The sequence below is a fragment of the Mesorhizobium sp. WSM4823 genome, from assembly GCF_055811195.1.
On sequence record NZ_JBVVQL010000006.1, the window covers coordinates 216,644 to 242,229 of the forward strand.

At 61.7% G+C, this 25,586-nt stretch carries 24 protein-coding genes and 1 pseudogene; 18 read left to right on the top strand and 7 right to left on the bottom strand.

Annotated elements, in window-relative coordinates; genetic code table 11:
• The first annotated feature begins 128 nt into the window (after positions 1–128).
• The 5 genes from AC0L26_RS17980 (at position 129) to AC0L26_RS18000 (ending at position 5,399) form a co-directional block, all read left to right on the top strand.
• The gene (locus AC0L26_RS17980) at positions 129–1,163 is read left to right on the top strand and encodes an ABC transporter permease (protein ID WP_352936889.1); all 1,035 of its coding nucleotides are present in this window, start codon (positions 129–131) and stop codon (positions 1,161–1,163) included.
• Positions 1,164–1,175: 12 nt separating this feature from the next.
• The gene (locus AC0L26_RS17985) at positions 1,176–2,333 is read left to right on the top strand and encodes an ABC transporter permease (RefSeq protein ID WP_352936888.1); all 1,158 of its coding nucleotides are present in this window, start codon (positions 1,176–1,178) and stop codon (positions 2,331–2,333) included.
• A 48-nt stretch (positions 2,334–2,381) separates the two neighbouring features.
• A complete protein-coding gene (locus tag AC0L26_RS17990) occupies positions 2,382–4,598 on the top strand; it encodes a dipeptide ABC transporter ATP-binding protein (RefSeq protein ID WP_473633755.1) in 2,217 nt (738 codons plus the stop codon).
• A gap of 139 nt (positions 4,599–4,737) precedes the next feature.
• Positions 4,738–4,965, top strand: a complete 228-nt coding sequence (locus tag AC0L26_RS17995) for a CopG family transcriptional regulator (protein ID WP_473633756.1) — start codon at positions 4,738–4,740, stop codon at positions 4,963–4,965.
• Complete coding sequence (locus AC0L26_RS18000; protein ID WP_473633757.1) at positions 4,962–5,399, top strand: TA system VapC family ribonuclease toxin; 438 nt, start codon at positions 4,962–4,964, stop codon at positions 5,397–5,399. Before AC0L26_RS17995 ends, AC0L26_RS18000 begins: the two co-directional genes overlap by 4 nt.
• 78 nt (positions 5,400–5,477) lie before the next feature.
• On the opposite strand, the gene AC0L26_RS18005 is transcribed toward AC0L26_RS18000, so the two are convergent.
• Both AC0L26_RS18005 and AC0L26_RS18010 read right to left on the bottom strand, forming a co-directional pair.
• Positions 5,478–6,068: a transglycosylase SLT domain-containing protein gene (locus AC0L26_RS18005; RefSeq protein ID WP_473633758.1), complete on the bottom strand. Its 591-nt coding sequence runs from the start codon at positions 6,066–6,068 to the stop codon at positions 5,478–5,480.
• Positions 6,069–6,276: 208 nt separating this feature from the next.
• A complete protein-coding gene (locus AC0L26_RS18010) occupies positions 6,277–7,038 on the bottom strand; it encodes an SDR family NAD(P)-dependent oxidoreductase (RefSeq protein ID WP_473633759.1) in 762 nt (253 codons plus the stop codon).
• A gap of 160 nt (positions 7,039–7,198) precedes the next feature.
• On the opposite strand from AC0L26_RS18010, the gene AC0L26_RS18015 reads away from it, so the two are divergent.
• The 3 genes from AC0L26_RS18015 (at position 7,199) to AC0L26_RS18025 (ending at position 12,090) form a co-directional block, all read left to right on the top strand.
• A complete protein-coding gene (locus AC0L26_RS18015) occupies positions 7,199–7,810 on the top strand; it encodes a TetR/AcrR family transcriptional regulator (protein WP_473633760.1) in 612 nt (203 codons plus the stop codon).
• Between the two features lie 226 nt (positions 7,811–8,036).
• The gene (locus AC0L26_RS18020) at positions 8,037–9,575 is read left to right on the top strand and encodes a trimethylamine methyltransferase family protein (RefSeq protein WP_473633761.1); all 1,539 of its coding nucleotides are present in this window, start codon (positions 8,037–8,039) and stop codon (positions 9,573–9,575) included.
• A gap of 73 nt (positions 9,576–9,648) precedes the next feature.
• On the top strand, positions 9,649–12,090 hold the full coding sequence (locus tag AC0L26_RS18025; RefSeq protein ID WP_473633762.1) for a GcvT family protein: 2,442 nt from the start codon (positions 9,649–9,651) through the stop codon (positions 12,088–12,090).
• Positions 12,091–12,109: 19 nt separating this feature from the next.
• On the opposite strand, the gene AC0L26_RS18030 is transcribed toward AC0L26_RS18025, so the two are convergent.
• Positions 12,110–12,502 carry a DoxX family protein gene (locus AC0L26_RS18030; protein WP_352936880.1) on the bottom strand — a complete coding sequence of 131 codons (393 nt, stop codon included), beginning with the start codon at positions 12,500–12,502 and terminating at the stop codon, positions 12,110–12,112.
• Positions 12,503–12,682: 180 nt separating this feature from the next.
• Between AC0L26_RS18030 and AC0L26_RS18035 the strand changes: the two genes are divergently transcribed.
• Entirely contained in the window at positions 12,683–13,189 is a 507-nt protein-coding gene (locus tag AC0L26_RS18035; RefSeq protein ID WP_473633763.1) for a hypothetical protein, read from the top strand.
• A 31-nt stretch (positions 13,190–13,220) separates the two neighbouring features.
• On the opposite strand, the gene AC0L26_RS18040 is transcribed toward AC0L26_RS18035, so the two are convergent.
• Entirely contained in the window at positions 13,221–13,997 is a 777-nt protein-coding gene (locus AC0L26_RS18040) for a VOC family protein (RefSeq protein ID WP_473633764.1), read from the bottom strand.
• A 192-nt stretch (positions 13,998–14,189) separates the two neighbouring features.
• Between AC0L26_RS18040 and AC0L26_RS18045 the strand changes: the two genes are divergently transcribed.
• The 6 genes from AC0L26_RS18045 to AC0L26_RS18070 all read left to right on the top strand — a co-directional run bounded on the left by AC0L26_RS18045 (position 14,190) and on the right by AC0L26_RS18070 (position 19,968).
• Positions 14,190–14,906, top strand: coding sequence for a gamma-glutamylcyclotransferase (locus AC0L26_RS18045; RefSeq protein ID WP_473633765.1), 717 nt, complete (start codon positions 14,190–14,192; stop codon positions 14,904–14,906).
• A 747-nt stretch (positions 14,907–15,653) separates the two neighbouring features.
• Entirely contained in the window at positions 15,654–17,018 is a 1,365-nt protein-coding gene (locus AC0L26_RS18050; RefSeq protein WP_473633766.1) for an NAD(P)-dependent oxidoreductase, read from the top strand.
• A 2-nt stretch (positions 17,019–17,020) separates the two neighbouring features.
• Positions 17,021–18,334 (top strand): NAD-dependent dihydropyrimidine dehydrogenase subunit PreA, encoded by a 1,314-nt coding sequence (gene preA, locus AC0L26_RS18055; protein WP_473633767.1) that lies wholly within the window; start codon positions 17,021–17,023, stop codon positions 18,332–18,334.
• A gap of 199 nt (positions 18,335–18,533) precedes the next feature.
• Entirely contained in the window at positions 18,534–19,046 is a 513-nt protein-coding gene (locus tag AC0L26_RS18060; protein WP_473633768.1) for an RrF2 family transcriptional regulator, read from the top strand.
• A 25-nt stretch (positions 19,047–19,071) separates the two neighbouring features.
• Positions 19,072–19,530, top strand: coding sequence for a carboxymuconolactone decarboxylase family protein (locus AC0L26_RS18065; RefSeq protein ID WP_473633769.1), 459 nt, complete (start codon positions 19,072–19,074; stop codon positions 19,528–19,530).
• 60 nt (positions 19,531–19,590) lie between these two features.
• On the top strand, positions 19,591–19,968 hold the full coding sequence (locus tag AC0L26_RS18070; RefSeq protein ID WP_473633770.1) for a DoxX family protein: 378 nt from the start codon (positions 19,591–19,593) through the stop codon (positions 19,966–19,968).
• Positions 19,969–19,988: 20 nt separating this feature from the next.
• On the opposite strand, the pseudogene AC0L26_RS18075 reads toward AC0L26_RS18070, so the two are convergent.
• Together AC0L26_RS18075 and AC0L26_RS18080 are read right to left on the bottom strand one after the other, a co-directional pair.
• Positions 19,989–20,710 (bottom strand): annotated as a pseudogene (locus AC0L26_RS18075) (SDR family oxidoreductase).
• Positions 20,707–21,540, bottom strand: coding sequence for an SDR family NAD(P)-dependent oxidoreductase (locus AC0L26_RS18080; protein WP_473633771.1), 834 nt, complete (start codon positions 21,538–21,540; stop codon positions 20,707–20,709). Before AC0L26_RS18080 ends, AC0L26_RS18075 begins: the two are co-directional and overlap by 4 nt.
• Before the next feature lie 103 nt (positions 21,541–21,643).
• Here AC0L26_RS18080 and AC0L26_RS18085 point away from each other — a divergent pair, with 103 nt between their 5' ends.
• Positions 21,644–22,516 carry a helix-turn-helix transcriptional regulator gene (locus AC0L26_RS18085; RefSeq protein ID WP_473633772.1) on the top strand — a complete coding sequence of 291 codons (873 nt, stop codon included), beginning with the start codon at positions 21,644–21,646 and terminating at the stop codon, positions 22,514–22,516.
• Between the two features lie 294 nt (positions 22,517–22,810).
• Here AC0L26_RS18085 and AC0L26_RS18090 read toward each other — a convergent pair whose 3' ends face one another.
• Positions 22,811–23,440 (bottom strand): TetR family transcriptional regulator C-terminal domain-containing protein, encoded by a 630-nt coding sequence (locus AC0L26_RS18090; protein ID WP_473633773.1) that lies wholly within the window; start codon positions 23,438–23,440, stop codon positions 22,811–22,813.
• A 272-nt stretch (positions 23,441–23,712) separates the two neighbouring features.
• Between AC0L26_RS18090 and aptA the strand changes: the two genes are divergently transcribed.
• Positions 23,713–25,041, top strand: a complete 1,329-nt coding sequence (aptA, locus tag AC0L26_RS18095; protein WP_473633774.1) for an omega-aminotransferase AptA — start codon at positions 23,713–23,715, stop codon at positions 25,039–25,041.
• Between the two features lie 112 nt (positions 25,042–25,153).
• Positions 25,154–25,582 carry an endonuclease domain-containing protein gene (locus AC0L26_RS18100; RefSeq protein WP_473633775.1) on the top strand — a complete coding sequence of 143 codons (429 nt, stop codon included), beginning with the start codon at positions 25,154–25,156 and terminating at the stop codon, positions 25,580–25,582.
• Positions 25,583–25,586 lie beyond the last annotated feature (4 nt).

Here is a 25,586-nt window from a genome sequence, read left to right on the forward strand (position 1 = left end):
CGGATTGGGGTGTGCGATAAGACAGGGTTGATCGCATTCTGAGGTCCGTTTGACAGCCAGCTTTGCCGCCAGCGGCTGAGCTGGTTCCAAGCTGACCCCAACCCCAACCAGACCGGCAGGGGACCGCCATGCTTTCTTTCATCATTCGACGCCTCGGTACCATGGCATTGACGATGCTGTGCCTGACGATGGTCGTGTTCTTCCTGATCAATCTCGATCCCAATCTGAAAAAGCTGGCGATCAGCCAGACCGAAATGCACACCTCGGCCGAGCAGCTCGAAAGCTGGCTGGTCAACCATGGCTACCGCCAGAATTTCTTCTCCCGTTATGGCCAATGGCTGGGTATCGTGCCCAAACAGCCGGTCACAGATCCGGCAACGGGCGAGCCGGCGCGACGTTTTTCTTTCTGCAATGATCCTGTCGAGCCGACGTTCTCCGGCGTGCTGCAAGGCGACTTCGGCTGCTCGACCAAGTTCAAGACGACGGTCGCATCGAAGCTTTTCCCGGCGCTCGCCGCCACAGGAATCCTGATGTTCTGGGTGCTTGTGGTGATGGTGCCGATCTCGCTTCTGATCGGCATCCTCGCCGGCATGCGCGAGGGCTCTCGAACCGACCGGACATTGTCCGTCGCCTCGATTGCCTCGACGGCGACGCCCGAATATGTGTCGGGCGTCATCTTCACGGTCATTTTCGCATCATGGCTCGGCTGGCTCAACGGTTCGGCGGCCTCGGCCAGCCGGGGTATCACCTTCTACAACTTCACGCTGCCTGTCATGACGCTGGCGATCTACGGCATCGGCTACATCGCCCGCATGACCCGCGCCTCGATGGTCGAGGTGATGACGCAGCAATATATCCGCACCGCCCGGTTGAAGGGCCTCTCCTTCGGAAGCGTGGTGGTCAAGCATGCGCTGCGCAACGCGCTGATTGCGCCGTTCACCGTCATCATGCTGCAATTCCCCTGGCTGCTCACCGGCGTCGTCATCGTCGAGGTGATGTTCCGCTATCAGGGCTTCGGCTACACGCTGGTCGAGGCGGCCGGCAACAACGACATCGATCTTTTGCTCGGCTGCTCCCTGGTCTCGGTGTTCATCGTCCTGATCACGCAGCTCATTTCCGATGTCGGCTACGCGTTTCTCAATCCGCGTATCAGAGTTCAATAGGGGATCGGGCGGATGCAGCTTGAATATATCGGCGCCTTCAACGTGGTGCTTGGCGTGCTTGCCCGTTTCTGGCCGGTCTGGATCGCTCTCGTCCTGGTGATGGGGGCGAGCTTCGCCTACAAGAAGAGGCTTGGCCTCTATGGTCAGCTTTTCGACAGCAGCGTCGGCATCGTCGGCGTCGGCATCTGTCTGTTCTGGATGTTCACGGCGATCTTCGCGTCGACCATCTCGCCCTTCAATCCGCTTGCCCAGATCCCGATCATGAAGGACGCGCTGCCCGGCGCGATCGAGCCGCAATCTGGACTTGTCTACCTGTTCGGCGGCGACAAGCTTGCCCGCGACGTATTCAGCCGCATGATCTATGGCAGCCAGATCGTGCTGATCATCGCGCCGGCGGCGACCGGTTTCGCGCTGATGGTCGGCATCACGCTCGGCCTGCCTGCCGGCTATTATGGCGGCAGGATCGATACGGTGCTGTCCTTCCTCGCCAATCTGGTGCTCGCCTTCCCGGTTATCCTCCTGTTTTACCTGCTGGTGACGCCGGGCATCATGGAGACACCGATCCCCTATGCGATGGCCGGCCTGTTTTTCCTGTTCCCGATCATCTTTTTCAGCGTGCTGTTCTGGACGCGCTACAAAAAACGACCCGACCGTCTCTACATCCTCTTGGGATTGACGCTGATCATTGGCGGCTGGGTCTATGCCGGCCTCGTCTTCGATGCCGACCCGTTCAGGATCATCCATATCGATCCCAACCAGCTCAATATCTTCGTGGCAGTGGTGTTCGCCTCCAGCCCGGGCGTGTTCCGCATCGTGCGCGGCCTCACCATGGACATCAAGACGCGCGATTATGTGGCGGCGGCGCAGACGCGCGGTGAATCGCCTTGGTACATCATGCTGTGGGAGATACTTCCCAATGCACGCGGGCCGCTGATCGTCGATGCCTGCCTGCGCATCGGCTACACCACGATCCTGCTCGGCACGCTCGGCTATTTCGGCTTGGGACTGGCGCCCGAGAGCCCGGACTGGGGCACCGCGATCAAGGACGCCAGCCGGCTGCTGCGTTCCTTCATCCATCCAGCGCTGCCGCCAACGATCGCGCTGATGTCATTCGTCCTGGGCCTTAATCTCCTGGCCGACTCGCTGCGTGAACAATCGATGAAAGATTGATGGACGGGTTCTCGACCCGATATGAAAAGACAAGGATTGGAGCGACCCATGAATGAGGCAGTTCGAAATCCCGGCAAGCCGACCCCTGGGCCAACCACCGAACCGATCATCGAGATCGAGAACCTGTCGATCTCCTTCTTCACCCGCAAGGGCGAGATACCGGCGGTCATGGACTTTTCCTGCACGGTCATGCCTGGCGAAGCGATGGGCATCGTCGGCGAATCCGGCTGCGGCAAGTCGACCGTGTCGCTCGGCATCATGCGCGATCTCTCCAATATCGGAAAGATCGTCGGCGGCCGGATAAAGTTCCAGGGCAAGGACATGGGCGAACTGTCCGACGAGGAGCTGCGCGCCATCCGCGGCAACAAGATCGCGATGATCTACCAGGAGCCGATGGCCAGCCTGAACCCGGCGATGAAGGTCGGCCAGCAACTGATGGAAGTGCCGCTGATCCACGACAAAGTGTCGAAGGAAGAGGCCTATAAACGCGCGCTCGAAATGGTGCGCTCGGTCAGGCTGCCCGATCCAGAGCGGATGATGCGCTCCTTTCCGCACCAGCTTTCCGGCGGCCAGCAACAGCGCATCGTCATCGCCATGGCGCTGCTGTCGAAGCCGGCGCTGCTCCTGCTCGACGAGCCGACGACGGCGCTCGACGTGACGGTGGAGGCTGGCATCGTCGACCTGGTCAAGGGGCTCGGCGAGAAGTTCGGCACCTCGATGATCTTCGTGTCGCACAATCTCGGCCTGATCCTGGAAACCTGCGACCGCATCACGGTGATGTATTCGGGCGAAGCGGTGGAAACCGGCAAGATCAAGGACGTCTTCGACCGGATGCGCCACCCCTATACGCAAGGCTTGTTCCGCTCGATCCCGTTGCCCGGCGCCGACAAAAATTCGCGGCCTCTGATCTCCATTCCGGGGCAATTGCCGCTGCCGCATGAGCGGCCGAAGGGCTGCAATTTCGGCCCGCGCTGCCACCATTTCGTCGAGGGCGTCTGCAACGCCGCCGAAATTCCGATGATCGCGGTCGAAGGCCATGAAGGTCATTTTTCGCGCTGCGTGCGCTTCAACGAGATTGATTGGGAGGCGCTGCCGCCCGGCGCCAAGAAGGTCAACGAGCGCGTCGAGCCCGGCGCGCCGGTGCTCAAGATCGAGGACCTCAGGAAATACTATAAGGTCGGCGGCAGCGAGGTGTTCGGATCGAGCGAAGGCCGCGTCGTCAAGGCCAACGAGACGATCTCGTTCATGGCGCGCGAATCCGAAACCGTCGCCATCGTCGGCGAGTCCGGTTGCGGGAAGTCGACGCTGGCCAAGGTGCTGCTCGGGTTGGAGACCGCGAGCTCCGGCAACGTGACACTTGGAAATCAACAGATCGGTTCGACCAGCATCGAGAAGCGCAGCGTCGATACGGTGTCGTCGATCCAGATGGTGTTCCAAAATCCGTTCGACACGCTCAATCCCAGCCACTCGGTCGGCTCGCAGATCATCCGCACGCTGGAAAAGTTCAATATCGGCAACACAGTTGCCGATCGCCGCAAGCGCATGCTGGAGCTTCTCGACCTGGTGAAGCTGCCGCGGGCGTTCGAGACCCGCAAGCCGCGCCAGCTTTCCGGCGGCCAGAAGCAGCGCATCGGCGTGGCCAGGGCCTTTGCCGGCAACGCCAAGGTGGTGGTGGCCGACGAGCCGGTCTCGGCGCTCGACGTGTCGGTGCAGGCGGCGGTGACCGAACTGTTGATGGACATCCAGCGCAAGAACAAGACGACGATGCTGTTCATCAGCCATGACTTGTCGGTGGTGCGCTACATCGCCGACCGCGTCGTCGTCATGTATCTCGGCTATATCGTCGAGCAGGGCACGACCGACCAGATCTTTTCGCCGCCCTATCATCCCTATACCGAGGCGCTGCTGTCGGCGATCCCGATTGCCGATACGTCAGTGATCAAGAAGCACATCGTGCTGGAAGGCGACATTCCGTCGGCGATGAACCCGCCAACCGGCTGTCCGTTCCAGACGCGCTGCGGCTACAAGAAACTGGTGCCGGACAATCTTTGCGAGACGCAGGTGCCGCCGGTGAAGAATCTCGGTGACGGCCATATGAGCCTGTGCTGGCTTGCCGACGACGTGCTGGCGAAAATGGAGCCGGTGATCAAGTTCGACAAGGAGCATGCCGCCCATGAGGGGGTGCCGGACGACGCGCCGCAGGGCGTCGGTCCGGGCTTTGCCGGCACCCCGCCCAAGCGTCCACGCGGCAAGAGACCAAGCTGACGAACATCGAGGCAACGCCGCAGTTGGCGCATTGCCTCCGACGCGTCCCGTTATGCCAAGGGCATGCCACGCCCCTTGAGTATTTCTGTTGGTTACCCTAACTGATGCGTGATGTTTGATGCGCAGAAGGAGGTGCATTGTGAGAACGACACTTGCGATCGACGACGATGTCCTGCTTGCCGCCAAAGCCATGGCGCGGCAGCAGGATCGCAGTGTTGGCGAGGTCATTTCAGACCTTGTTCGCCGTTCGCTGCGTCGGCCTCAGGCTGGCGACGAGCGCAATGGCATCCCGTTGCTTTCGTCCCGGCCCGGCAGCCAAATGGTTGATCTCGAAACGGTCAATACGCTTCGTGACGAACTGCTGTGACGTTTCTGCTGGACGTCAATGTCTTGATTGCGCTGATCGATCCCGGTCATGTTGCGCATGATGACGCTCATAGATGGTTCGAATCCAGCGGACACTCCTCATGGGCCACGAGTCCTATCACGGAGAATGGTGTCATCAGGATCGTGAGTAACCCCAAATATCCCAATTCTCCCGGCTCACCCGCAGTCGTTGCGCAGATCGTCCGCAAATTGCACGCACTTGCCGGACATCGGTTCTGGCCTGATGATATCAGTCTGGTCGGCTCAGCCGATATCGATGCCGGCAAGATCCTGACCTCGGCGCAAGTCACAGATAGCTACCTGCTGGCGCTTGCCAAAGCGCGTGACGGCAGGTTGGCGACCTTTGATCGAAAATTGTCCACGGCGGCGGTAAAGGGAGGAAAGTCGGTTCTTCACCTTATCCCGGCCGAATGAATTGTTTCTCGATCCGAGTTCAACAGCGCATCAACGACGCCCAGAGACCTCATCTGGCTGCAAGAAGCTTCGGCGGATTCAGTTGCGGCACTGCCTTAGCTGCGTGGCGTAGTCGCGAGCCATCTGCTCAGTGGCCCGCGCGTAGCGCTGCACGCCGGCGTCGCCGTGGTTGCCGCGGCCATAGGCCGTCCAGCCGAGATAATAGGCCAGATAGAGGTTGTAGGTATCGTTGCGGGCGACGCCGAGTGTGTCTGATGTCTTGGAATGATACCAGCCGACGAAATCGACGGCATCGGCAAACTTGGTGCGGCGCGCCGCCCAGCTGCCCGTCTCGCTCTGGTATTGCGCCCAGGTGCCGTCGAGTGCCTGCGAGAAGCCGGTGGCGCTGGAGACACGTTTCCAGGGAATGAAGCCGAGAAGCTTGGTGCGCGGCGGCTTGGCATTGCTCTTGAAGCCGGATTCCTTTCGCACCGTCGCCATCAGCACGGGAACCGGCACGCCGTACTTTTGTTCGACGCGCTCGGCCGCCGCCTGCCAGTTGTCGAACCAGCCGTCATTCTGGTCGAACACCGCGCAGACATCGTTGATATGGTTGGGCGGCGTCGCGCAGGCCGACAGCACGAGCAGCACGCTAACAGCTACGATTTTACTAAAACTCGACCTACCCATCGGAACAGGATTAGGCCGAAAACATAAAGGGAATCTTGCTGCGTTCCTTAATCGCTTGTCGGCCGCCCCGTGACGAGAAATCGCTTTCCCAAGAGATCAACGCTGGAAAGCACCTCGTCGGCGGCCGAGTTTGCGCGAAACTTCTCAGTGATCCTTTCCTTCAATTGCGCGCTCAAGAGTTTTGATCCTTCGGCCTGACCTTCGGCGTTCAGATTCCGAGACCACCGGCTATATTTACGGTCTCACCGTTGATGTAGCCCGCAGAAGGTCCGGCGAGAAAGCAGACGGTTTCCGCCACTTCTTCGAGGGTCGCAATGCGACGGATCGGATGCATGTCCAGGATGGCTTCACGGTCCGGAAGCTCACCGGCAACGTCCGAGGCCATGTCCGTGGGCATGATCCCCGGCTGTACGACGTTCACGGTAATATTGCGGGGGCCAAGGTCGCGCGCGATGCCCTTTGCGTATCCGGCGAGCGCCCACTTTGTTCCGGCATAGTCGGCGACACCCGGGAACGGCACGTATGAGCCGAGGAGAGAGCCGATGAAAATGATCCGACCACCGTCGATCAGTTTGGGCGCCGCCGCGCGCGTGATGGCGATCGTGCCCATAACGTTGACCTGCCACTGGCGATTGTACTTGTCTCCATCGAGCTTGGGATCGTCTACGAGCTGACCCTGGATCGCGATACCGGCATTGTTTACGAGGATGTCGAGCTTGCCGAATTCGGCAATCACCGACTCGATCAGAGGCTTGGCGGTTGAAAGGTCGGCCTGATCGCTCTGGAACGCGAGGGCCCTGACGCCCTTCGCCTTCAGCTTCTCGACCACGGCTTCGGCCTTTTTGGCCGACGCGACGTAGGTGATCGCAACGTCCGCGCCCTGGTCGGCAAGTGCCTCGGCCGTAGCGGCGCCAAGCCCGCGCGAGCCGCCGGTCACGAGGGCGACCTTGCCCTGCAATATGTTCGACATGAGAATCCTTTCTGTACGCCATTGGAGCGCCGCCTTACCTTGGCGAGCGACAATGCCATGATTACGTAATGAACATTACGATAACGATTGGTATGAAATATAGACAAGGGCTGTCAAGTGGTTTAATAATGACCATTATGAAAAAGACCGAATTGGGCTGATGGGGCGCCATCGCGAATTTGACGTGGAGAAAGCGCTCGACGCGGCGCTATGCGTCTTCTGGCGAAAGGGCTACGAGGGTGCCTCCTACGCTGACCTGACCGAGGCCGCCGGCGTAGAGAGGCCAGCCCTCTATTCTGCCTTTGGCAACAAGGAAGCGCTCTTCCGCCGAGCCCTGGATCGCTACTACGAGCGATACATGGACTTCATCCCTGAGGCGCTTCAGCTACCGACATCGCGGCAAGTTGCTGCGCATATCCTGTACAGTGCCGCCGACCTCCATACACGTTACCCCAGCCATACGGGGTGTCTCGGTATCAACGGGGTGCTGGCGGGATCGGATGAAGCGGAACCTGTACGACAAGTGTTGATAGATGCCCGCGCGGCTGGTGAGGCGCAGCTTCGTGAACGCTTCGAACGGGCCAGGGCCGAGGGCGACTTGCCGGAGACGGCCAAACCTGATGCCCTGGCGGCATTCGTGATGGCGGTCTCTCACGGCATGGCGGTACAGGCCAAAGCCGGCTTTAGCCGCGAAATGCTACAGGCTGTTACTGAGCAAGCGCTTTCCACGTGGCCTACGGATAGTTCCACACAGTCCGGAAAGCCACCCTAAGCCTCAAGCGAGAGGTGCGCCGGCCGTGGCTTGCCTTGACAGCCATGATGCGGCGCATCTCGTGGCGCAGTAGCTCGACGGCGGCGCGAGCGGTGATCAATATTCCGACCTTTCCTGTCGCTTTTGTCTGATAGAAAATGCCAGCGTGCCGCCTTGGCTAAAATCACGCCCGCAGGTGGCGGATTTCTGACAGCCCGATCATCGTGCCGGCGCTTTGATGCGCCGCATGACCGAACCGAGACGCAAGCGCGGCGCCGAGCGAACCAGCAACAGGGGACCGGCCGCCATTCCGCAACTGCCGCTGCGCCGTGTGACCAACCCCTATCCGCCGATGGCGATGCTCTCGGCAGACCAGATAGAGGCGATCCACCAGGCGTCGATGCACATTCTGGAGAATTTTGGCATCGAGGTGATGAGCCCGCGGGCGCTGTCGCTGTTCGACAAGGCGGGTGCTGCGGTCGATCATGCGTCGGCGAATGTTCGCATCGACCGCGGCATGGTCGAGGAAGCGCTGAAGACGACGCGATCGAACTATACGCTGACCCCGCGCAATCCAGCCCATGTTGTCCATCTCGGCGGCAACACCATCAATTTCACCCTGGTCGCCGGGCCGCCCAATGTGCACGACATGGAGCGCGGCCGCCGCGCCGGAAACCTGCGCGACTACCGTGATCTCACGCGGCTGGCGCAGCATTTCAACTGCATCCACATGCTCGGCAACCAGGTCTGCGCACCGGTCGAACTGCCGGCGAATTCCCGCCATCTCGACACCTATTTCGCCAATCTGACGCTGACCGACAAAAGTTTTCACGTCTCGGCGATCGGCCGGGGCAGGGCGCTCGATGGTATCGAGATGATGGCAATCGCGCGCGGACTGACGCTTGATGAGATGCGCGACGATCCCGGCATCACCACCATCATCTCGGTCAACTCGCCGCGCCGTTTTGACGAGATGATGGCCGAAGGCCTGATGACCATGGCCGAGTTCGGCCAGTCGGTCGCGGTGACGCCGTTCACGCTGATGGGGGCGATGAGCCCGGTGACGCTTGCCGGCGCGCTCGCCCAACAGAACTCCGAGGCGCTGTTCGGCGTGGTCTTGACGCAGCTTGTCCGCCCTGGCGCTCCGGTCATGTATGGCGCTTTCACCTCCAATGTCGACATGAAGTCCGGTGCGCCGGCCTTCGGCACGCCGGAGAACACCAAGGCCAACATCGCCTCCGGGCAGCTGGCGCGGCGCTATGGACTGCCCTACCGGACGACGCCGGGTTCGGCCTCCAACGCCGCCGACGCGCAAGGCGCCTATGAGACCCTGATGGCACTGTGGGGCGCGGTGCTCGGCCATGGCAATCTCGTCTACCACGCTGCCGGCTGGCAGGAAGGCGGGCTGACCGCATCGTTCGAGAAGTTCATCATCGACGTCGAGATGATCCAGCACATGATGGAGTTTTTGCGCCCGATCGAAGTCAACGAGGCCGAGCTCGCCGTCGAGGCGCTGGGTGCGGTGCCGACCGGCGGCCATTTCTTCGGCGAGCCGCACACGCTGGAGCGCTATGCCACCGCCTTCTACCAGCCGATGCTGTCCAATTGGCAGAACTACGAGGCGTGGCAGGAGGGTGGCGGGCTCGATGCCACGGCGCGAGCGACGCGACTGTGGAAGAAAGCACTGGAAGATTATGTCGAGCCGGCGATGGATATTGCCGTGCGCGAGGCGCTGGAAGCCTATGTGGCAAAGCGCAAGGAAGCGATCGGGGCGGGCGAGCCGTGACGGTCAGCGATCCGTTTTCCTCCCATCCCGATTCATTTTACCCCTCCAACTCCCTGAAATAACGAGAAAACCCATGAAGTCGCATGCAAAGGTCGTGGTCATTGGCGGAGGCGTCGTCGGCTGTTCCGTGCTGTTCCATCTGGCCCGTCATGGCTGGACCGACATCGTCCTTCTGGAGCGCGACGAGCTGACTTCCGGTTCGACCTGGCATGCGGCCGGCGGCATGCACACGATCAATGGCGATCCCAACGTCGCCAAGCTGCAGAAATACACGATCTCGCTCTACAAGGAGATCGAGGAACTGTCCGGCCAGGCGACCGGCGTCCACCTGACCGGTGGCGTGCTTTTGGCGGCGACCGAGGCGCGGCTCGACTGGCTGCGCGGCGTCGTTGCCAAGGGCCGCTATCTCGGCATCGACCTCGAGGAGATTTCGCCTGACGAGGCGGCCGAGCTGATGCCGCTGCTCGACCCGAAGCAGTTCGTCGGTGCCGTCCGCAACAAGGAGGACGGCCATCTCGATCCATCGGGGGTCACCCACGCCTATGCCAAGGCGGCGAGGAAGCTTGGCGCCGAGGTCGAGCGCTTCACCAAGGTCGAGGACATCGTGCGCCGAGCCGACGGGCTGTGGCGCGTCATCACCAACAAGGGCGAGGTGGTGGCAGAGCATGTCGTCAACGCCGGCGGGTTGTGGGCGCGCGAGGTCGGCCGCATGGTCGGGCTGGAACTGCCGGTGCTGGCCATGGAGCACATGTACCTGATCACCGAGGACATGCCGGAGGTTGCCGCCTGGAACCAGAAGACCGGCACGGAGATCATCCACGCGGTCGATTTCGACGGCGAGCTGTATCTGCGCCAGGAGCGCGGCGGCATGCTTATGGGCACCTATGAGAAGGCCAACAAGCCATGGTCCGAATTTTCCACGCCGTGGAATTTCGGCCACGAACTGCTGGAGCCCGACATCGACCGCATCGCGCCATCGTTGGAAGTCGGTTTCAGGCATTTCCCGGCCTTCCAGAACACCGGCATCAAGCAGATCATCAACGGTCCTTTCACCTTCGCGCCGGACGGCAACCCGCTGGTCGGGCCGGTGCGCGGCCTGCCGGGCTTCTGGGTCGCCTGCGGCGTCATGGCCGGCTTTTCGCAGGGCGGCGGCGTCGGCCTCGCACTGTCGAACTGGATGATCGAGGGCGATCCCGGCGCCGACATCTGGGCGATGGATGTCTCGCGCTACGGCGACTGGGCGACGATGGCCTACACCAACGCCAAGGTGCGCGAGAATTATTCGCGGCGTTTTTCCATCCGCTTTCCCAACGAGGAACTGCCTGCCGGGCGGCCGCTCAAGACTACGCCGGTCTATGACCTTTTGTCGGCCAGGGGGGCGCAATGGGGCGTGGCCTATGGGCTGGAAGTGCCGCTGTGGTATGCGCCGGAGGGCGTCAGGGACGAGTTCTCGTGGCGGCGCTCAAGCGATTTCGAGCATGTCGCAAAAGAGGTGAAGACGGTGCGGACACGCGTCGGCCTGTCGGAGATTTCGAGCTTCGCCAAATACAGGGTGACCGGCGAGGGGGCGGCGGTTTGGCTCGACCGCCTGCTTGCCTGCAAGCTGCCAAAGCCCGGCCGCATGACGCTGGCGCCGATGCTGAAGCAAGACGGCAGGCTGATCGGCGATTTCTCGCTGGCCAATCTCGGCAGTCCCAATTCCAGCGGGGACGGCTGGTTTCTCGCCGGCTCCGGCATTGCCGAGCAGTATCACATGCGTTGGTTTGAGGGGCATCTGCCGAAGGACGGTTCGGTTCGTGTCGAGGCGCTGGCGGCGAAGCTGACGGGCCTGTCGATCGCTGGACCCAAGGCGCGGGACGTGCTGGCTAGGGTTACGCAGGCGGATGTGTCGAATGCGGCGTTTCCGTTCATGGCCATCCGCAAGATGGATATCGGCATGGCGCCGTGCCTTGTCGGCCGCGTCAGCTACACCGGCGATGTCGGTTACGAGATCTGGGTGGCGCCGGAATACCAGCGTGCTGCGTACCAGACCCTGATGGCGGCGGGCGAAGAATTCGGCATCGGCCTGTTCGGCTCGCGCGCGCTCAACGCGCTTCGGCTGGAGAAAAATTACGGCTCGTGGGCGCGCGAATACCGGCCGATCTACGGGCCGCTGGAGGCCGGGCTCGACCGTTTCGTCGCCTATGGCAAGGAGGCCGACTTCATCGGCAAAGAGGCAGCGCTCGCCGAGCGCAAACGAGGCGGCAAGCTCAGGCTGCGCGCCTTTGTCGTCGATGCGGCAGACGCCGACGTCATCGGCGACGAGCCGATCTGGTTCGACGGCGCCGTACGCGGCTGGGTCACGTCAGGCGGCTACGCGCATCATTCGAAGACATCCGTGGCCATGGGCTATGTGCCGAAGGAGATCGCCGACGAAGTCGACGGCTTCGAGATTGAGCTCTTGGGCAGGCGCTATGCCGCGCGCGTGCAGCCGTCGCCGCTGTTCGACGCGAATCTCGAGCGGATGCGGGGGTGAAGGCGCCGCTGTTGACGCCTCAAGCGCTGCGGCGATTGTCCAGCGCAAAAGCGCCGGGGCCGGCGAACACCAGATAGAGGAAGATGAAACAGAAGGAGATCGCCGCATCGCCGCCATTGTTGACCGGAAAAAAGCCGCTTGGCATGTGCGCCATGAAATAGGCGATCGCCATCTGACCGCTGAGAAGGAATGCGACTGGCCTGGTGAACAGCCCCAGTACCAGCAGGATGCCGCCGGCGAATTCCAGGATGCCCGCGGTCAGCGACAGCCCGCTCAGGGCACCGGCTTGATCGCTGACGGGAAAATTAAACAGCTTTTGTGTGCCGTGCTCCATGAACTGAAGTGCCGTCATGATGCGAAGCACCGCCAGGGCCTGCCGCTGATACTTGGCGAGACCGTCAAAAAACTTCATCAAAAACTCCATTTTTGCACTCTACCCGGCCATAAATTATCGCCCGGCAATGGACGATTCATTTCTCATGGTCTGCCGTCAACAATCGGTGATTGGAAATGTTCCTCTTCCCTTAATATTTTTCTCGCCAGGGTTGTGTAAAAATCGCTATAGTTGTATTGGTATCAAGTCACTCCAACCATGTGGGTTCCGTTTGCCATGAGAAAAGTCGTTGTTAGCCTATTCGCTATCCTTGCAGGCACCAGCGTCGCTATGGCTGACGACGCCGGCTGTGCTGCTTTCAAATGGCCGGTGACGCGCGAGGAGGCCCTGTTTGCGGCGGCGCCCGCCGCGCAGTCCGGCACTGACCTTTCGGTTGGCGAGGCTGCAGATGTGGCGTTGGCGCCGGTCGACACGATCAGCTTCACCGTTCCGCCGGAACGCGCGCCGGCAGCCGGTACGTTCGGCGCGACGGCAAGCGTGGCCGTGCCTCCGGAGGGAGAGCTCCAGATCAGCCTGTCCGATGAGGCCTGGATTGATGTCATTCAGGACGGAAAAGCCGTGAAGTTGGCGGCTTTCAGCGGCGTGAAAACCTGTCCGGGCATTCGCAAAAGCGTGCGCTTCAAGCTTGCGGCGGGTGCCGCGACGGTCCAACTCAGCGGCGCCAAAAAGGCCGGTCTCAAAGTTGCGGTGCTGACGCCGGAATGATCCAGCGGCAGCACTCGGTTGTTCAGGACGCCTACCGTACGGGCGCAAGCAGTGCGAAATGCGCGCCTTGCGGGTCCTGGCCCTGCACAATCCATTGGCCGGTCGGCACCTCCATGGGACCCATCAGGATCTTGCCGCCATTGTCGGTGATGCGCTTGGCCGCGGCATCGATGGCCGGGACGTTGAAGTAGAACATCCAGACCGGCACTGGCATCTGCTCCGGCTTGTTCATCATGCCGCCGCCGGATTCTGGGCCGGCGGAAAAGGTCTGGTAGATGCCCATCGGCCCCATATCCATCGCATCGCCCTTCTCCCAGCCGAACTGCTCGGAATAGAACTCGAACGCTGCGTTCCAGTCCGACGTGTAGAGTTCGTGCCAGCCGATATGGCCCGGTGTGGTGGCCGGCACCGTCGGCTGATCGGGGCCGGTCGGCTGCATCAACATGAAGGTCGCGCCTTGCGGATCGGCGACGACGGCGAAGCGGCCGACGCTCGGAATGTCGTCGGGTTCGCGGTGAACCGTGCCGCCGGCATTCTTCAACGATTGCGTCGAGGCGTCGACATCTCTGGTGTGGATATAACCGAGCCAGGCCGGCGGCATGCCCATCTTGGCGGCGTCCTCCGGCAGCGTCATCAGACCGGCGACGCCGCGCTCGCCGACATTCATGACGATATAACGCGGCATGCCCGGCCCGGCGTCGAAGGGCTGGGCCGTCCAGCCGACTACGTCGGTATAGAAGGCCTCGGCGGCGTCGAGATCGGTGGTCATCAACTCGTACCAGAAGAAGGGCATCGGAGACTTTGGCATTGTCGTGCTCCTTATGTTTCCAGTCGTGGGCGGTTTCCAGTTTTGGATTGTGGTTTGATCCATCCTAGGACGATCTTGGCGACGGAAATCCGACATCTGGGCCAAGAATCGCCCGCGGCAAGGCACCGCCGTTCAAGTCTTGCGTACTTCGCGTTTTTCGCCTTTCCTTCAGTCAACGAGGGGTGTCGATCCATGCGCCTGATGTCGCTTACGCCGGAGCTCGTCGCGTTATGCCATCGGGAGGAGGCCGATCCCGGTCCCGATGGCAGCTGGACGCAACTGACCGACGAGGATTTCCAGGACCTTGCCTTGCGGCTGTCGGACGAAGCCGATGCGGGCCCGTTGTGGGTGTTCGCCTATGGCTCGCTGATCTGGAAGCCGGCTTTCGAGTCGGTCGAACAACAACGCGCCACCGCTTTCGGCTGGCATCGATCCTTCTGCCTCGACATGGTCCGTTGGCGCGGCAGTGCCGAGCAGCCGGGCTTGATGATGGCGCTGGAGCGGGGCGGGCGGTGCAACGGGGTAATCTACCGCTTGCCCGACGGCGAAAAACCGGCCCAGATCGAAAGGCTGCTGCGGCGCGAAATCGACGATCACGAGAGTGTTGCCTCGGTCAGATGGCTTCCGGTGCGCACTGCTCAAGGATCACTGCGGGCGTTAGGCTTCTGGGTTGGCGTGACCGGCAGAGGCACCTCGCTCAACCAGCCGCTGGAACGGGTAGCTCAGGTGCTGGCCAGGGCGTGCGGGCATGTCGGGTCGGGCGCGGAATATCTCTACAACACCGTCAGTCACCTCGAAGCGTTCGGCATTCGTGACCGCAATCTGTGGCGGCTGCAGGAGCTGGTCGCGAACGAGATCAGGTCGATCCATGGCCGTGTCCTTGATGTCGGCCTTCTATCCGGACCCTGAGCCACGACGTTCACGTCGGGACAGATCCTACGTGACATCGACGGGCAAAATCACCGATATGTTCACCAGTAGCGTAGTGGTCAGATCCAAGCAGCTATGGCTTCACGAGCAATCACCTCAACCGTGCATTCAAGACTGAGCAATAGGAAATGCGAACAGTCGGCTGTCGGTCCGGGTATTGATCGCAACCAGTGCGAGTTCTCCACTTGGAGGAGGGGCCATCTATAAGACGCTTGGCTGCCAGAGCCAATCAACGGGATCGAGCTGCTGGCGCTAATATGAGCCAGTCCCAGCATGTCGTCATGAGCCGAAAGGGCTAGCACTCTATGGAAGTTGATCCTGAGGGTTCGTTCGGACGCTCCGACGAAGAAGTCACCTTCGACGGCCAGTTCAAAGTAACTGTCGGATTGCAGACGCCACACCTGACAGGCAGCCAGCGGTAGATCTTCCACAGGCTCCCACCTTCGAACCGCCTCCTGAACAATATTCACCGCCTTCTCCAACGTTGCGCACGATGTTAGAGCGCCTATCACCCAGTGAACGCTTAGAACAGCTTGTCGCCACTTGGGAGCCAATTCTGCGGATCGCGTTCATTGACGAGATCGACCAAATCGCCAACCAGAAAACATGATTATATCTATCATGTTTTTATCCAGCCTTTTCAGCGGCTTGCATCGAAAATTGACCAATTGATAAAAAAACAAAACGTGTTAGCCTTCCTCAAAACCACAAGAATGGGGAACCGGAATGGCGACTGGTCATTTCAAGCAGGGCATTGCCGGCGGACGGCTTTCGCCTGAACAATATGCGGATAATTTTTCCGACCTGCATCCGCCGCTCGATCATCACGAGGCGCTGGTCGAGTCTGACCGCTGCTATTTCTGCTATGACGCGCCATGCATGAACGCATGCCCGACCTCGATCGACATCCCGCTGTTCATCCGCCAGATCTCGACTGGCAATCCGATCGGCTCGGCCAAGACGATTTTCGACCAGAACATTCTGGGCGGCATGTGCGCCCGCGTCTGCCCGACCGAGACGCTGTGCGAAGAAGTCTGCGTGCGCGAAGTGGCCGAAGGCAAGCCGGTGCAGATCGGCCGCCTGCAACGTTATGCCACCGATGTCGCGATGGCGCAGGACAAGCAATTCTATGCGCGCGCGGCCCCGACCGGCAAGACGGTCGCCGTGGTCGGCGCCGGTCCGGCCGGCCTTGCCGCCGCCCATCGGCTCGCCCGTCATGGTCATGAGGTGACCATCCTTGAAGCCCGCCCGAAGGCCGGCGGCCTCAATGAATACGGCATCGCCGCCTATAAGAGCATCGATAATTTCGCCCAGGCCGAGGTCGATTATGTCACGTCGATCGGCGGCATCGACATCCAGAACGGCAAGGCGCTAGGTCGTGACTATCAGCTGTCGGACCTGACCAGGAATTACGACGCGGTGTTTCTCGGCATGGGGCTTGGCGGCGTCAATGCGCTGCGTGCCGATGGCGAGGAGGCGCAAGGCGTCACCAATGCCGTGGAGTTCATTGCGGAGCTTCGCCAGGCGAGCGACCTTGCCACCCTGCCAGTCGGCCGGCGTGTCGTCGTCATCGGCGGCGGCATGACGGCTATCGACGCGGCGGTGCAATCCAAACTGCTCGGCGCCGAAGAGGTGACGATCTGCTACCGGCGCGGCCAGGAGCACATGAACGCCTCCGAATTCGAGCAGGATCTGGCCGCCGCCAACGGCGTTACCATCCGTCACTGGCTGCAGCCGAAGCGGGTCATTGCCGAAGGCGGCAAGGTGTCGGGCATCGAGCTCGAATACACGGCGATGGATGGCGACAAGCTCGTTGACACCGGCGAGCGCCTGACGCTTACCGCTGACCAGGTGTTCAAGGCGATCGGCCAGAGCTTTATTCCCTCGGCGCTCAACGGCAGCGGGGCCTTGCTTGCGTTGGAGGCCGGCCGCATCAAGGTCGATCCCGAAGGCCGCACCTCGCTGGCCAATGTCTGGGCGGGCGGCGACTGTATCTATGGCGGCGACGACCTCACCGTCTCCGCCGTCGCACAGGGCCGGGACGCGGCCGAATCGATCCACCGGGCACTGACCTCGAACGGGAGGGCATGAGCATGGCAGACATCAGAAACAATTTCGTCGGCATCAAATCGCCCAATCCGTTCTGGCTGGCCTCGGCGCCGCCGACCGACAAGGCCTACAACGTCATCCGCGCCTTTAAAGCGGGCTGGGGCGGCGTGGTGTGGAAGACGCTTGGCGAAGAGGGGCCGCCGGTGGTCAACGTCAACGGTCCGCGCTACGGCGCGATCTGGGGCGCTGATCGGCGCCTGCTCGGCTTGAACAACATCGAACTGATCACCGACCGCGACCTGCAGGTCAATTTGCGCGAGATCAAGCAGGTCAAGAAGGATTGGCCCGACCGCGCCATCGTCGTCTCGCTGATGGTGCCGTGCGAGGAGCACGCGTGGAAGGCGATCCTGCCGGTGGTCGAGGAGACCGGCGCCGACGGCATCGAGCTCAATTTCGGCTGCCCGCACGGCATGTCGGAGCGCGGCATGGGTGCCGCCGTCGGCCAGGTGCCGGAATATATCGAAATGGTGGTGCGCTGGTGCAAAGCCAACACCCGCATGCCTGTTATCACCAAGCTGACGCCCAACATCACCGATGTGCGCAAGCCGGCGCGCGCCGCACTTGCCGGCGGCACGGATGCGGTATCGCTGATCAACACCATCAATTCGATCACCGGCGTCAATCTCGATAGTTTCGCACCGGAACCGACAATTGACGGCAAGGGTTCGCATGGCGGCTATTGCGGCCCGGCGGTGAAGCCGATCGCCATGAACATGGTCGCCGAGATCGCCCGCGATCCGGAAACGCATGGGCTGCCGATCTCCGGTATCGGCGGCATCACGACATGGCGCGACGCTGCCGAATTCATGGCGCTAGGCGCCGGCAATGTGCAGGTGTGCACAGCGGCGATGACCTATGGCTTCAAGATCGTGCAGGAGATGATCGCCGGCCTGGAAAACTGGATGGACGAGAAGGGACACGCCTCGCTGGACGACATTATCGGCCGCGCCACGCCCAACGTCACCGACTGGCAGTATCTCAACCTCAATTACATCGCCAAGGCGCATATCGACCAGGAGGCCTGCATCAAATGCGGCCGCTGCCACATCGCCTGCGAGGACACCTCGCACCAGGCGATCACCAGCATGGTGGACGGCGTCAGGCATTTCGAGGTGATCGAGGCCGAATGCGTCGGCTGCAATCTCTGCGTCAATGTCTGCCCCGTCGAGAACTGCATCACCATGGAGCCGCTGGCGGCCGGCGTGATGGACCAGCGCACCGGTCGACCGGTGTCGCCGGTCTACGCCAACTGGACGACGCATCCCAACAACCCGATGGCCAAGGTGGCGGCAGAGTAGGCTGCCTTCGCAGAATTGGGTTCCTCTCCCCGCCCTGCGGGGCGAGGAGCCCAAGTCCTGCGCACCGCTGTGTGCCGAACCTTTGCGCCTCAGAAACCTCACTCGTGTCGCCATCGCGAACATGTGGAGATACTCCACTTTTCTATTGAAGATAAGATGTATCCACGATAATATATATCCAGGATTAGGAGGCACGCCAATGAAGCTGGGTGAAGGCGTGGAAGCAGCAATCCATTGCGCCGCAATGCTCGCCGGCGTCGAAGGCGAAGCGACCCTGTCGGGCGCCGCCATGGCGGAAGCCTTTGGCCTGTCGCCAAGCTATCTCTTGAAGCATCTCAACATGCTGACGGCGGCGCGCGTCCTGGAATCCGTCCCTGGACCGGCCGGCGGCTACCGGCTGGCGCGGCCGGCCGGTCGCATAACGCTGCTCGACATCGTGCTCGCGGTCGAAGGCAAAGAACCGGCATTCCGCTGCGGCGAGATCCGCCAGCGCGGTCCGGCCAAGCTCGACGCGTCCGCCTATGTCAAACCCTGCGGCATCAACGTCGCGATGCTCAAGGCGGAGCGCGCCTATCGCGCGGCACTCGCCGAGGCAAAGCTGTCCGACATCGTGTCCGATTTCATGAGCGGTGCCGATCCGCGTTCGGTTGCAGCTAGCTGCGCCTTTGTCGAGCGCCATCAGCGGCTGCAGAAATCCAGTTCAACCAAGTAAGCATGAGCATGTGAAAGGAAAGACGATGAAACAGAGAATGCAGTTTTTCGCCAAGGCGCCGGAAATCATGAAAGCGGTGTCGGCGCTCAACAAGGCGGTCGACGAATGCGGGCTGGAGGTGGGTCTGCTGCATCTGATCAAGCTCAGAGCATCGCAGATCAATGGCTGCTCCTATTGTGTCGAGATGCACAGCCGCGAGGCGCGCCGCGACGGCGAGACCGAGCAGCGGCTCTATCTCGTCTCGGCCTGGAAGGAATCGCCGCTGTTTTCCGAACGCGAACGCGCTGCCTTCGCCTGGACCGAAGCGGTGACGAAGATCGCCGACAACGGGGTCTCGGACGAACTCTACGCGCGGACGCTCGAGCATTTCTCGGAAGAGGAACTGGTCAAGCTGTCTGTCGCGCTTGGTATGATCAACACCTGGAACCGGCTTTGCATCCCGTTCCAGGCGATTCATCCGATGCCGGCGGCGAAAGCTGCTTGAGCGAGCGAACCGGCGCGCGGCCTGGGCGTCGCGTGCCATTTTTGTTTGGGGATCAAGAACATGATGGCAAATTTTGAGAATGAGATTCTGTTTGCCGCCCGCCTGCTGCTTGGCGGCGCCTTTGTCTTTGCCGGCCTGCGCAACATCCAGAACGCAACCTTCCTGACCCAGATGACAGCGGCACGCGGCGTACCGCAGGCGCGGCTGATGCTGTGGCTTGGTATCGTCCTGCAGGTCGTCTCCGGAGCGCTGGTGATATCAGGTATCTGGACCGCTGCCGCCGCTTTGTGCCTGGTGCTGTTCCTGATCGTCGCCACCCCGATGTTCCACAATTTTTGGGATCATCAAGGACCCGAGCGCGCGTCCCGCATCAACGGCTTTGTCGGCAATGTGGCGTTGACTGGAGGGTTCCTGGCGCTGGTGGCGCAGCCGGTATAGCGGGTGCGGGCGCCCACCGCTCATGCGGCAAATCGCAGACCTCCGTCACAGGTCAGCACCTGGCCCGTCATGAAGCTGTTGGAGATGAGGAAGGCGATTGCGTCGGCGACGTCTTCGGCGCGGCCGATGCGGCCGACCGGGGTCTTGCCGGCATAGTCGGCGAAGATCGTCTGGCGCTGCTCGGAGGGCAAAAAGTCCCACCAAGGCGTGTCGATGACGCCGGGCGCCACGACATTGACGCGCAAAGGCTTCAACTCCCTCGCCAGGATCGGCACCACTGTCAAAAGCATGCCATTGACGGCGGCAATGCCGGCGACGCCCGGTGCTGACAATTGCGCAGATACCGCGGAGATGAAGGTGACCGAGCCGCTCTTGTTCAGAGTCAGCAAGGCGGCTTGCAGGCAAGACAATTGTGGCCGGACTTTCTCGTCGACGCCACCGCCGATGTCCGCCAAATCAAGCGTTTCGAACGGGCCTATACCCTGCCGCCGCTGGCGGCGAGCACCAGGTGATCGAAGGGACCGAGATCGTCGAAGAAACGACTGATCTCTTCCGGTTTCGTTGCATCGAAGGCCGCCTTTTCGACGGTACCGCCAAGGCTGTGCCATGCGCCTTTGAGCTTTTCCGGGTTGCGGCCGGTGATGGTCACTTTCATACCCGGGCCAAGCAGTTTGCGCGCCGTGGCAAGGCCGATACCGGAGGAACCGCCGATGATCACGGCATGTCGGGTCTTGTCAGTCATGAATGCTGTTCCTTCGATATCGAGCGCTCGACCAAGTCGAGGCTCAAGGTCCGCAATTGCTGTCTCGCCTTCGCGTCATAGGCTTGCGCGTTGGCGCGAGATTCTGTCTGGCCGTCAAAATACAGGCCGCTCCGCTCTTCCAGGTCAGGCGATACAGCGAGGTTGAGGATGGCGTCAGCGCCGGTCTCGACCGAACTCCACGGCGTGACGCCTGCCTGCCGGACCATGGTCGTGTTCATGTAGCTTGCCGGGTGCAGGCTGTTGACGGTGACGCCGGTGTTCTTCAACTCCTGCGCCAGATCGATGATGAACATGATCTGCGCCAGCTTGCTCTGGCAGTAGGCACGGACGCCGTCATAGGAGCGGGTCAGCATGACATCGTCGAAATCGATCGCCTGCTGGCCGGCCGAGGCGACGTTGACGATGCGCGCCGGCGCGCTCGCCTTGAGCAGCGGCAGAAGCTCCGACGTGAGCAGGAAGCCGGCGAGATAGTTGACGGCAAAGCGCAGTTCGTAGCCATCGGCGCTGACTTGTCGTTTGGTGCCTGCGGTGCCGATGCCGGCGTTGTTGATGAGGATATCGAGCCGGTCCGTGCGGGCGCGAACAGCCTCGGCGAGACGGAGGACTTCGGCGAGCGACGAGAAGTCGGCGACGAGAAGCTCGGCCTTGCCGCCAACAGCTTCGATCTGGGCGACCGTCGCCTTGCCTCGTGTCGCATCGCGGCCATGCACCAGGACACGCGCGCCGCCGGCGCCGAGCCGTTGCCCAACCATGCGGCCGACGCCGTCGGTCGATCCGGTAATGAGGATTGTCTTGTCGTTCAGGTCCATGCTTGAGCCTCCACATTGTTGCTCTGGGTGGAAAATGGGGCATCCGACACGCCTCAAACAGTTCAAACTTTATCCTGGTATCGATACTGCTATAATGGCGCCGATGGATTCCCCGACGCATTCAGCCGAAGACAGCCGCCGCCGTGAGCTTGGCGCCTTCCTGCGGTCGCGGCGCGAAAGGCTGACGCCGTCGGATACCGGTATCCAAACGGGCCTCAGGCGGCGCACGCCAGGGCTGCGGCGCGAGGAGGTGGCGATGATCGCCGGCGTCGGGACGACCTGGTACACCTGGCTGGAGCAGGGGCGTGAGGTCAGGCCCTCGGTTGAGGTGCTGAGTGCGCTCAGCCAGGCGTTGCGCCTCGACGCGGCCGAAAAACGGCATCTGTTCATTCTCGCCGGCCGCCAGCAGCCGGAGCGTCGCGTTGAAGCGCCAGAAAAAGTCGACGGCCCCTTGCTGCACATGCTGCAAAGCCTTGTGCTGCAGCCGGCCTATGTCGTCGGGCGGCGCTGGGACGTGCTGGCCTGGAATCCTGCGGCGGCTGCCGTATTCGGCGACTATGGCCTGCTGGAGGGCGACGCCCGCAACATCGTCCACATGGTTTTCACCAGCCCGCATCACCGGCGCCTGCTGGTCGACTGGGAGGAGCTGGCGCGCGCCGTTATCGCTTCGTTCCGGGCGGAGAGCGCGAAGTATGTCGGCGATCCGGATTTCGAGCGGCTGATCGCGCTGATGACGCGTTCAAGTCCGGAGTTCCGCACCTGGTGGCCGTTGCGCGATGTGGCTCGTGAACTATCGGGTGTGAAGCATGTCAGACATCCGACGGCCGGCAGCATGGCGTTCGAGCATATGAGCTTTTCGATCGACGACGGCTCGGATATGAAGCTGATCGTCTACACGCCACTCGCCGAGCAGAACTCGATCGCGAAGTTGCAGAAATTGTTGGACGCGATGCCGGTGGAGCGTCGCCGCGCATAACATTGGTGGCTGCAGCCCCTCAGCTTCGTCATCCACGGGCGGAGCGGGAGCGAAGCGGACGCGGAGACCCGAGGATCCATGCCGTTACCTTGGTCGTGGAGTGCAGCGATGCAGAATTCTGGACCGTAGCGGAGCTTTGAAGTCGCGGCATGGATCCTCGGGTCTGCGCCGCGTCGCTACGCTCCTTGCTTCGCCCGTGGATGACGAAGTGATGGGGGCCTCGGCCAATCTCCACGGTCAGCAAGAACCAGACGACCGGTAAATTACTTTCCTTTGGCCTATTTTTACGAGGCGTCAGCCCTTCGGCTTCAGCCCGTCGATGAACAGCTGTTCCAGAAATCGTGCCGCATCCTCGAAGCGGCCGTCACCGCCGCGGTTGGGACCGAGCACGGCGCGGACCTGAACGTCGAAATCGGCATAATGCTGCGTCGTCGCCCAGATCGAAAAGATCAGGTGCCAGGGGTCGGTGCGGGCGATCTTGCCCGCGCGCATCCAGCTCTTGATAACGGCAGCCTTCTCGTCGACCAGCGTCTTCAACTCGCCTTCCAGCAGCGGCATGATGCGGGGCGCGCCCTGCAGGATTTCGTTGGCGAACAGGCGGCTTTCCCTTGGGAAATCGCGCGCCATTTCGAGCTTGCGCCTGATGTAGCTGCGCAATTCGGTCAGGGGGTCTCCGATATCGTCGAGTTCGCGCAGCGGCGCCAGCCAGGTGTCCAGAAGTCGCTGCATCAGCGTCTCGTGAATGTCTTCCTTGCGGCGGAAATAGTAGAGCAGGTTCGGCTTCGACATCCCTGCGGCTTCGGCGATCTGGTCGATGGTCGAACCGCGAAAGCCGTTGGTCGAGAAGACTTCGAGCGCCGCCTCCAGGATGAGTTCGCGCTTTTCCTGCTGGATGCGGGTGCGGCGAGGGGCAGGGGTGTCCATGTCGGCCGTCATCCCCGCAGGACATTGCCGCGAAGGTCATCTGGGCCGCGAGGGCCATCTGGACCAATTCTCTGGACCAGTTTTTCTCCGGCCTGTGGAGCGCGCTTCAGATGCCGCATTTCCGCTAGTAATCCCTTGACCGCCGACAGGGCGGTGCTAACGTTTGTCCAATCGGTCAAAATTTGCGTAGCATGAAAACGCAGCAGAGACCAAGTGTCGGGAAGACCAAGCGTTAGCCGCACCGAAACAGGTTACAAGGGGAAGTCTTGGTCATGTCCAACCGGCTGAAAGTCACGCCGAACGATCTCAGCGCATTCTGGATGCCATTCACGGCAAACCGGCAGTTCAAACAGGCGCCTCGCATGATGGTGTCCGCCAAGGACATGCATTACACGACGAGCGACGGACGCAAGGTTCTCGACGGCACCGCCGGCCTGTGGTGCGTCAATGCCGGCCACTGCCGGCCGAAGATCACCGAGGCGATCCAGCAACAGGCCGCCGAACTCGACTATGCGCCGGCCTTCCAGATGGGCCATCCGATCGTCTTCGAGCTGGCGAACCGCCTGGTCGACATCGCGCCGAAGGGCATGGACCATGTGTTCTTTACCAATTCCGGATCGGAATCGGTCGAGACCGCGCTGAAGATGGCGATCGCCTATCACCGCGCCAAAGGCGAGGGCTCGCGCACCCGCCTGATCGGCCGCGAGCGCGGCTATCACGGCGTCAATTTCGGCGGCATCTCGGTCGGCGGCATCGTCACCAATCGCAAGATGTTCGGCACACTGCTCGGCGGCGTCGACCACATGCCGCACACGCATCTGCCGGAGAAGAATTCGTTCACCAAGGGCGTGCCCGAACATGGCGCGGAATTGGCCAACGAGCTGGAGCGCATCGTCGCGCTGCACGACGCCTCGACCATCGCGGCCGTCATCGTCGAGCCGGTGGCCGGTTCCACAGGCGTCATCCTGCCGCCGAAAGGTTATCTCGAGAAGCTGCGCGAGATCTGCACCAAGCATGGCATCCTTCTGATCTTCGACGAGGTCATCACCGGTTTCGGCCGGCTCGGCACGCCGTTCGCCGCCGACTATTTCGGCGTCACGCCCGACATCATGACGACCGCCAAGGGCGTCTCCAACGGCGTCATCCCGATGGGCGCGGTGTTCGTCAAGAAGGAAATCCACGACGCCTTCATGACCGGCCCCGAGCACATGATCGAGTTCTTCCACGGCTATACCTATTCGGGCAATCCAATCGCCTGCGCGGCCGCACTCGGCACGCTCGACACCTACAAGGAAGAGGGCTTGCTCACCCGTGGCGAGGAACTGGCCCCGTATTGGGAAGACGCGCTGCACTCGCTCAAGGGCGAGCCGAACGTCATCGATATCCGAAACATCGGCCTGATCGGCGCGATCGAGCTGGCGCCCATTCCCGGCAGCCCGACCAAGCGCGCCTTCTCGGCTTTCGTCAAAGCGTTCGAGCGCGGCACCCTGATCCGCACCACCGGCGACATCATCGCGCTGTCGCCGCCGCTGATCATCACCAAGGGCCAGATCAATGAATTGATCGACCATGTGCGTGAAGTGCTGAGGGCAGTGGATTGAGAAACTGGGCGCAGCTTTCCCTCCCCCTTGAGGGGAGGGTGGCCGCGAAGCGGTCGGGTGGGGTCGGTGGCGGCGCGCGCCGACCTGATCTTTTGCTGCGAGTTCGCTTCTGATGCCCGGTACCCGCGTGAGTTTCGAAATGCGCCAAAAGGCGCGGGCGCTTCGAGTTCATGCGACCAAGGGCGAATCCCTGCTGTGGTATGAACTGCGCGAATTGAAATCGGGCGGGTTCAAGTTCCGCCGCCAGTGCCCGATCGGACCCTATATCGTCGACTTCGCTTGTCTTGCGGTAAAGCTGGTGGTGGAAGTGGATGGCGACTTGCACGAACAGGAGAGGGGCAAACGGCATGACGCTGTCCGTGACGCCTATTTGCGATCGATCGGGTTCGATATCTTTCGCGTCGATGAGCCCGATGTCATAGACAGTGCTTGGCATGTGGCGCAGGTGGTCAAGGAGCAGGTCGCACTCATGTTCGGCGACCCCACCCGACCGCTTCGCGGCCACCCTCCCCTCGAGGGGGAGGGGGACGCCGCGCAATAGATGA

What these genes read in the sequence shown, in the direction of transcription:
- AC0L26_RS17980 (WP_352936889.1), top strand. Translation starts at nt 129, where the DNA reads ATGCTTTCTTTCATCATTCGACGCCTCGGTACCATGGCATTGACGATG.
- AC0L26_RS17985 (WP_352936888.1), top strand. Translation starts at nt 1,176, where the DNA reads ATGCAGCTTGAATATATCGGCGCCTTCAACGTGGTGCTTGGCGTGCTT.
- AC0L26_RS17990 (WP_473633755.1), top strand. Translation starts at nt 2,382, where the DNA reads ATGAATGAGGCAGTTCGAAATCCCGGCAAGCCGACCCCTGGGCCAACC.
- AC0L26_RS18005 (WP_473633758.1), bottom strand. Translation starts at nt 6,068, where the DNA reads ATGGGTAGGTCGAGTTTTAGTAAAATCGTAGCTGTTAGCGTGCTGCTC.
- AC0L26_RS18010 (WP_473633759.1), bottom strand. Translation starts at nt 7,038, where the DNA reads ATGTCGAACATATTGCAGGGCAAGGTCGCCCTCGTGACCGGCGGCTCG.
- AC0L26_RS18015 (WP_473633760.1), top strand. Translation starts at nt 7,199, where the DNA reads ATGGGGCGCCATCGCGAATTTGACGTGGAGAAAGCGCTCGACGCGGCG.
- AC0L26_RS18020 (WP_473633761.1), top strand. Translation starts at nt 8,037, where the DNA reads ATGACCGAACCGAGACGCAAGCGCGGCGCCGAGCGAACCAGCAACAGG.
- AC0L26_RS18025 (WP_473633762.1), top strand. Translation starts at nt 9,649, where the DNA reads ATGAAGTCGCATGCAAAGGTCGTGGTCATTGGCGGAGGCGTCGTCGGC.
- AC0L26_RS18030 (WP_352936880.1), bottom strand. Translation starts at nt 12,502, where the DNA reads ATGAAGTTTTTTGACGGTCTCGCCAAGTATCAGCGGCAGGCCCTGGCG.
- AC0L26_RS18035 (WP_473633763.1), top strand. Translation starts at nt 12,683, where the DNA reads ATGTGGGTTCCGTTTGCCATGAGAAAAGTCGTTGTTAGCCTATTCGCT.
- AC0L26_RS18040 (WP_473633764.1), bottom strand. Translation starts at nt 13,997, where the DNA reads ATGCCAAAGTCTCCGATGCCCTTCTTCTGGTACGAGTTGATGACCACC.
- AC0L26_RS18045 (WP_473633765.1), top strand. Translation starts at nt 14,190, where the DNA reads ATGCGCCTGATGTCGCTTACGCCGGAGCTCGTCGCGTTATGCCATCGG.
- AC0L26_RS18050 (WP_473633766.1), top strand. Translation starts at nt 15,654, where the DNA reads ATGGCGACTGGTCATTTCAAGCAGGGCATTGCCGGCGGACGGCTTTCG.
- preA (WP_473633767.1), top strand. Translation starts at nt 17,021, where the DNA reads ATGGCAGACATCAGAAACAATTTCGTCGGCATCAAATCGCCCAATCCG.
- AC0L26_RS18060 (WP_473633768.1), top strand. Translation starts at nt 18,534, where the DNA reads ATGAAGCTGGGTGAAGGCGTGGAAGCAGCAATCCATTGCGCCGCAATG.
- AC0L26_RS18065 (WP_473633769.1), top strand. Translation starts at nt 19,072, where the DNA reads ATGAAACAGAGAATGCAGTTTTTCGCCAAGGCGCCGGAAATCATGAAA.
- AC0L26_RS18070 (WP_473633770.1), top strand. Translation starts at nt 19,591, where the DNA reads ATGATGGCAAATTTTGAGAATGAGATTCTGTTTGCCGCCCGCCTGCTG.
- AC0L26_RS18080 (WP_473633771.1), bottom strand. Translation starts at nt 21,540, where the DNA reads ATGGACCTGAACGACAAGACAATCCTCATTACCGGATCGACCGACGGC.
- AC0L26_RS18085 (WP_473633772.1), top strand. Translation starts at nt 21,644, where the DNA reads ATGGATTCCCCGACGCATTCAGCCGAAGACAGCCGCCGCCGTGAGCTT.
- AC0L26_RS18090 (WP_473633773.1), bottom strand. Translation starts at nt 23,440, where the DNA reads ATGGACACCCCTGCCCCTCGCCGCACCCGCATCCAGCAGGAAAAGCGC.
- aptA (WP_473633774.1), top strand. Translation starts at nt 23,713, where the DNA reads ATGTCCAACCGGCTGAAAGTCACGCCGAACGATCTCAGCGCATTCTGG.
- AC0L26_RS18100 (WP_473633775.1), top strand. Translation starts at nt 25,154, where the DNA reads ATGCCCGGTACCCGCGTGAGTTTCGAAATGCGCCAAAAGGCGCGGGCG.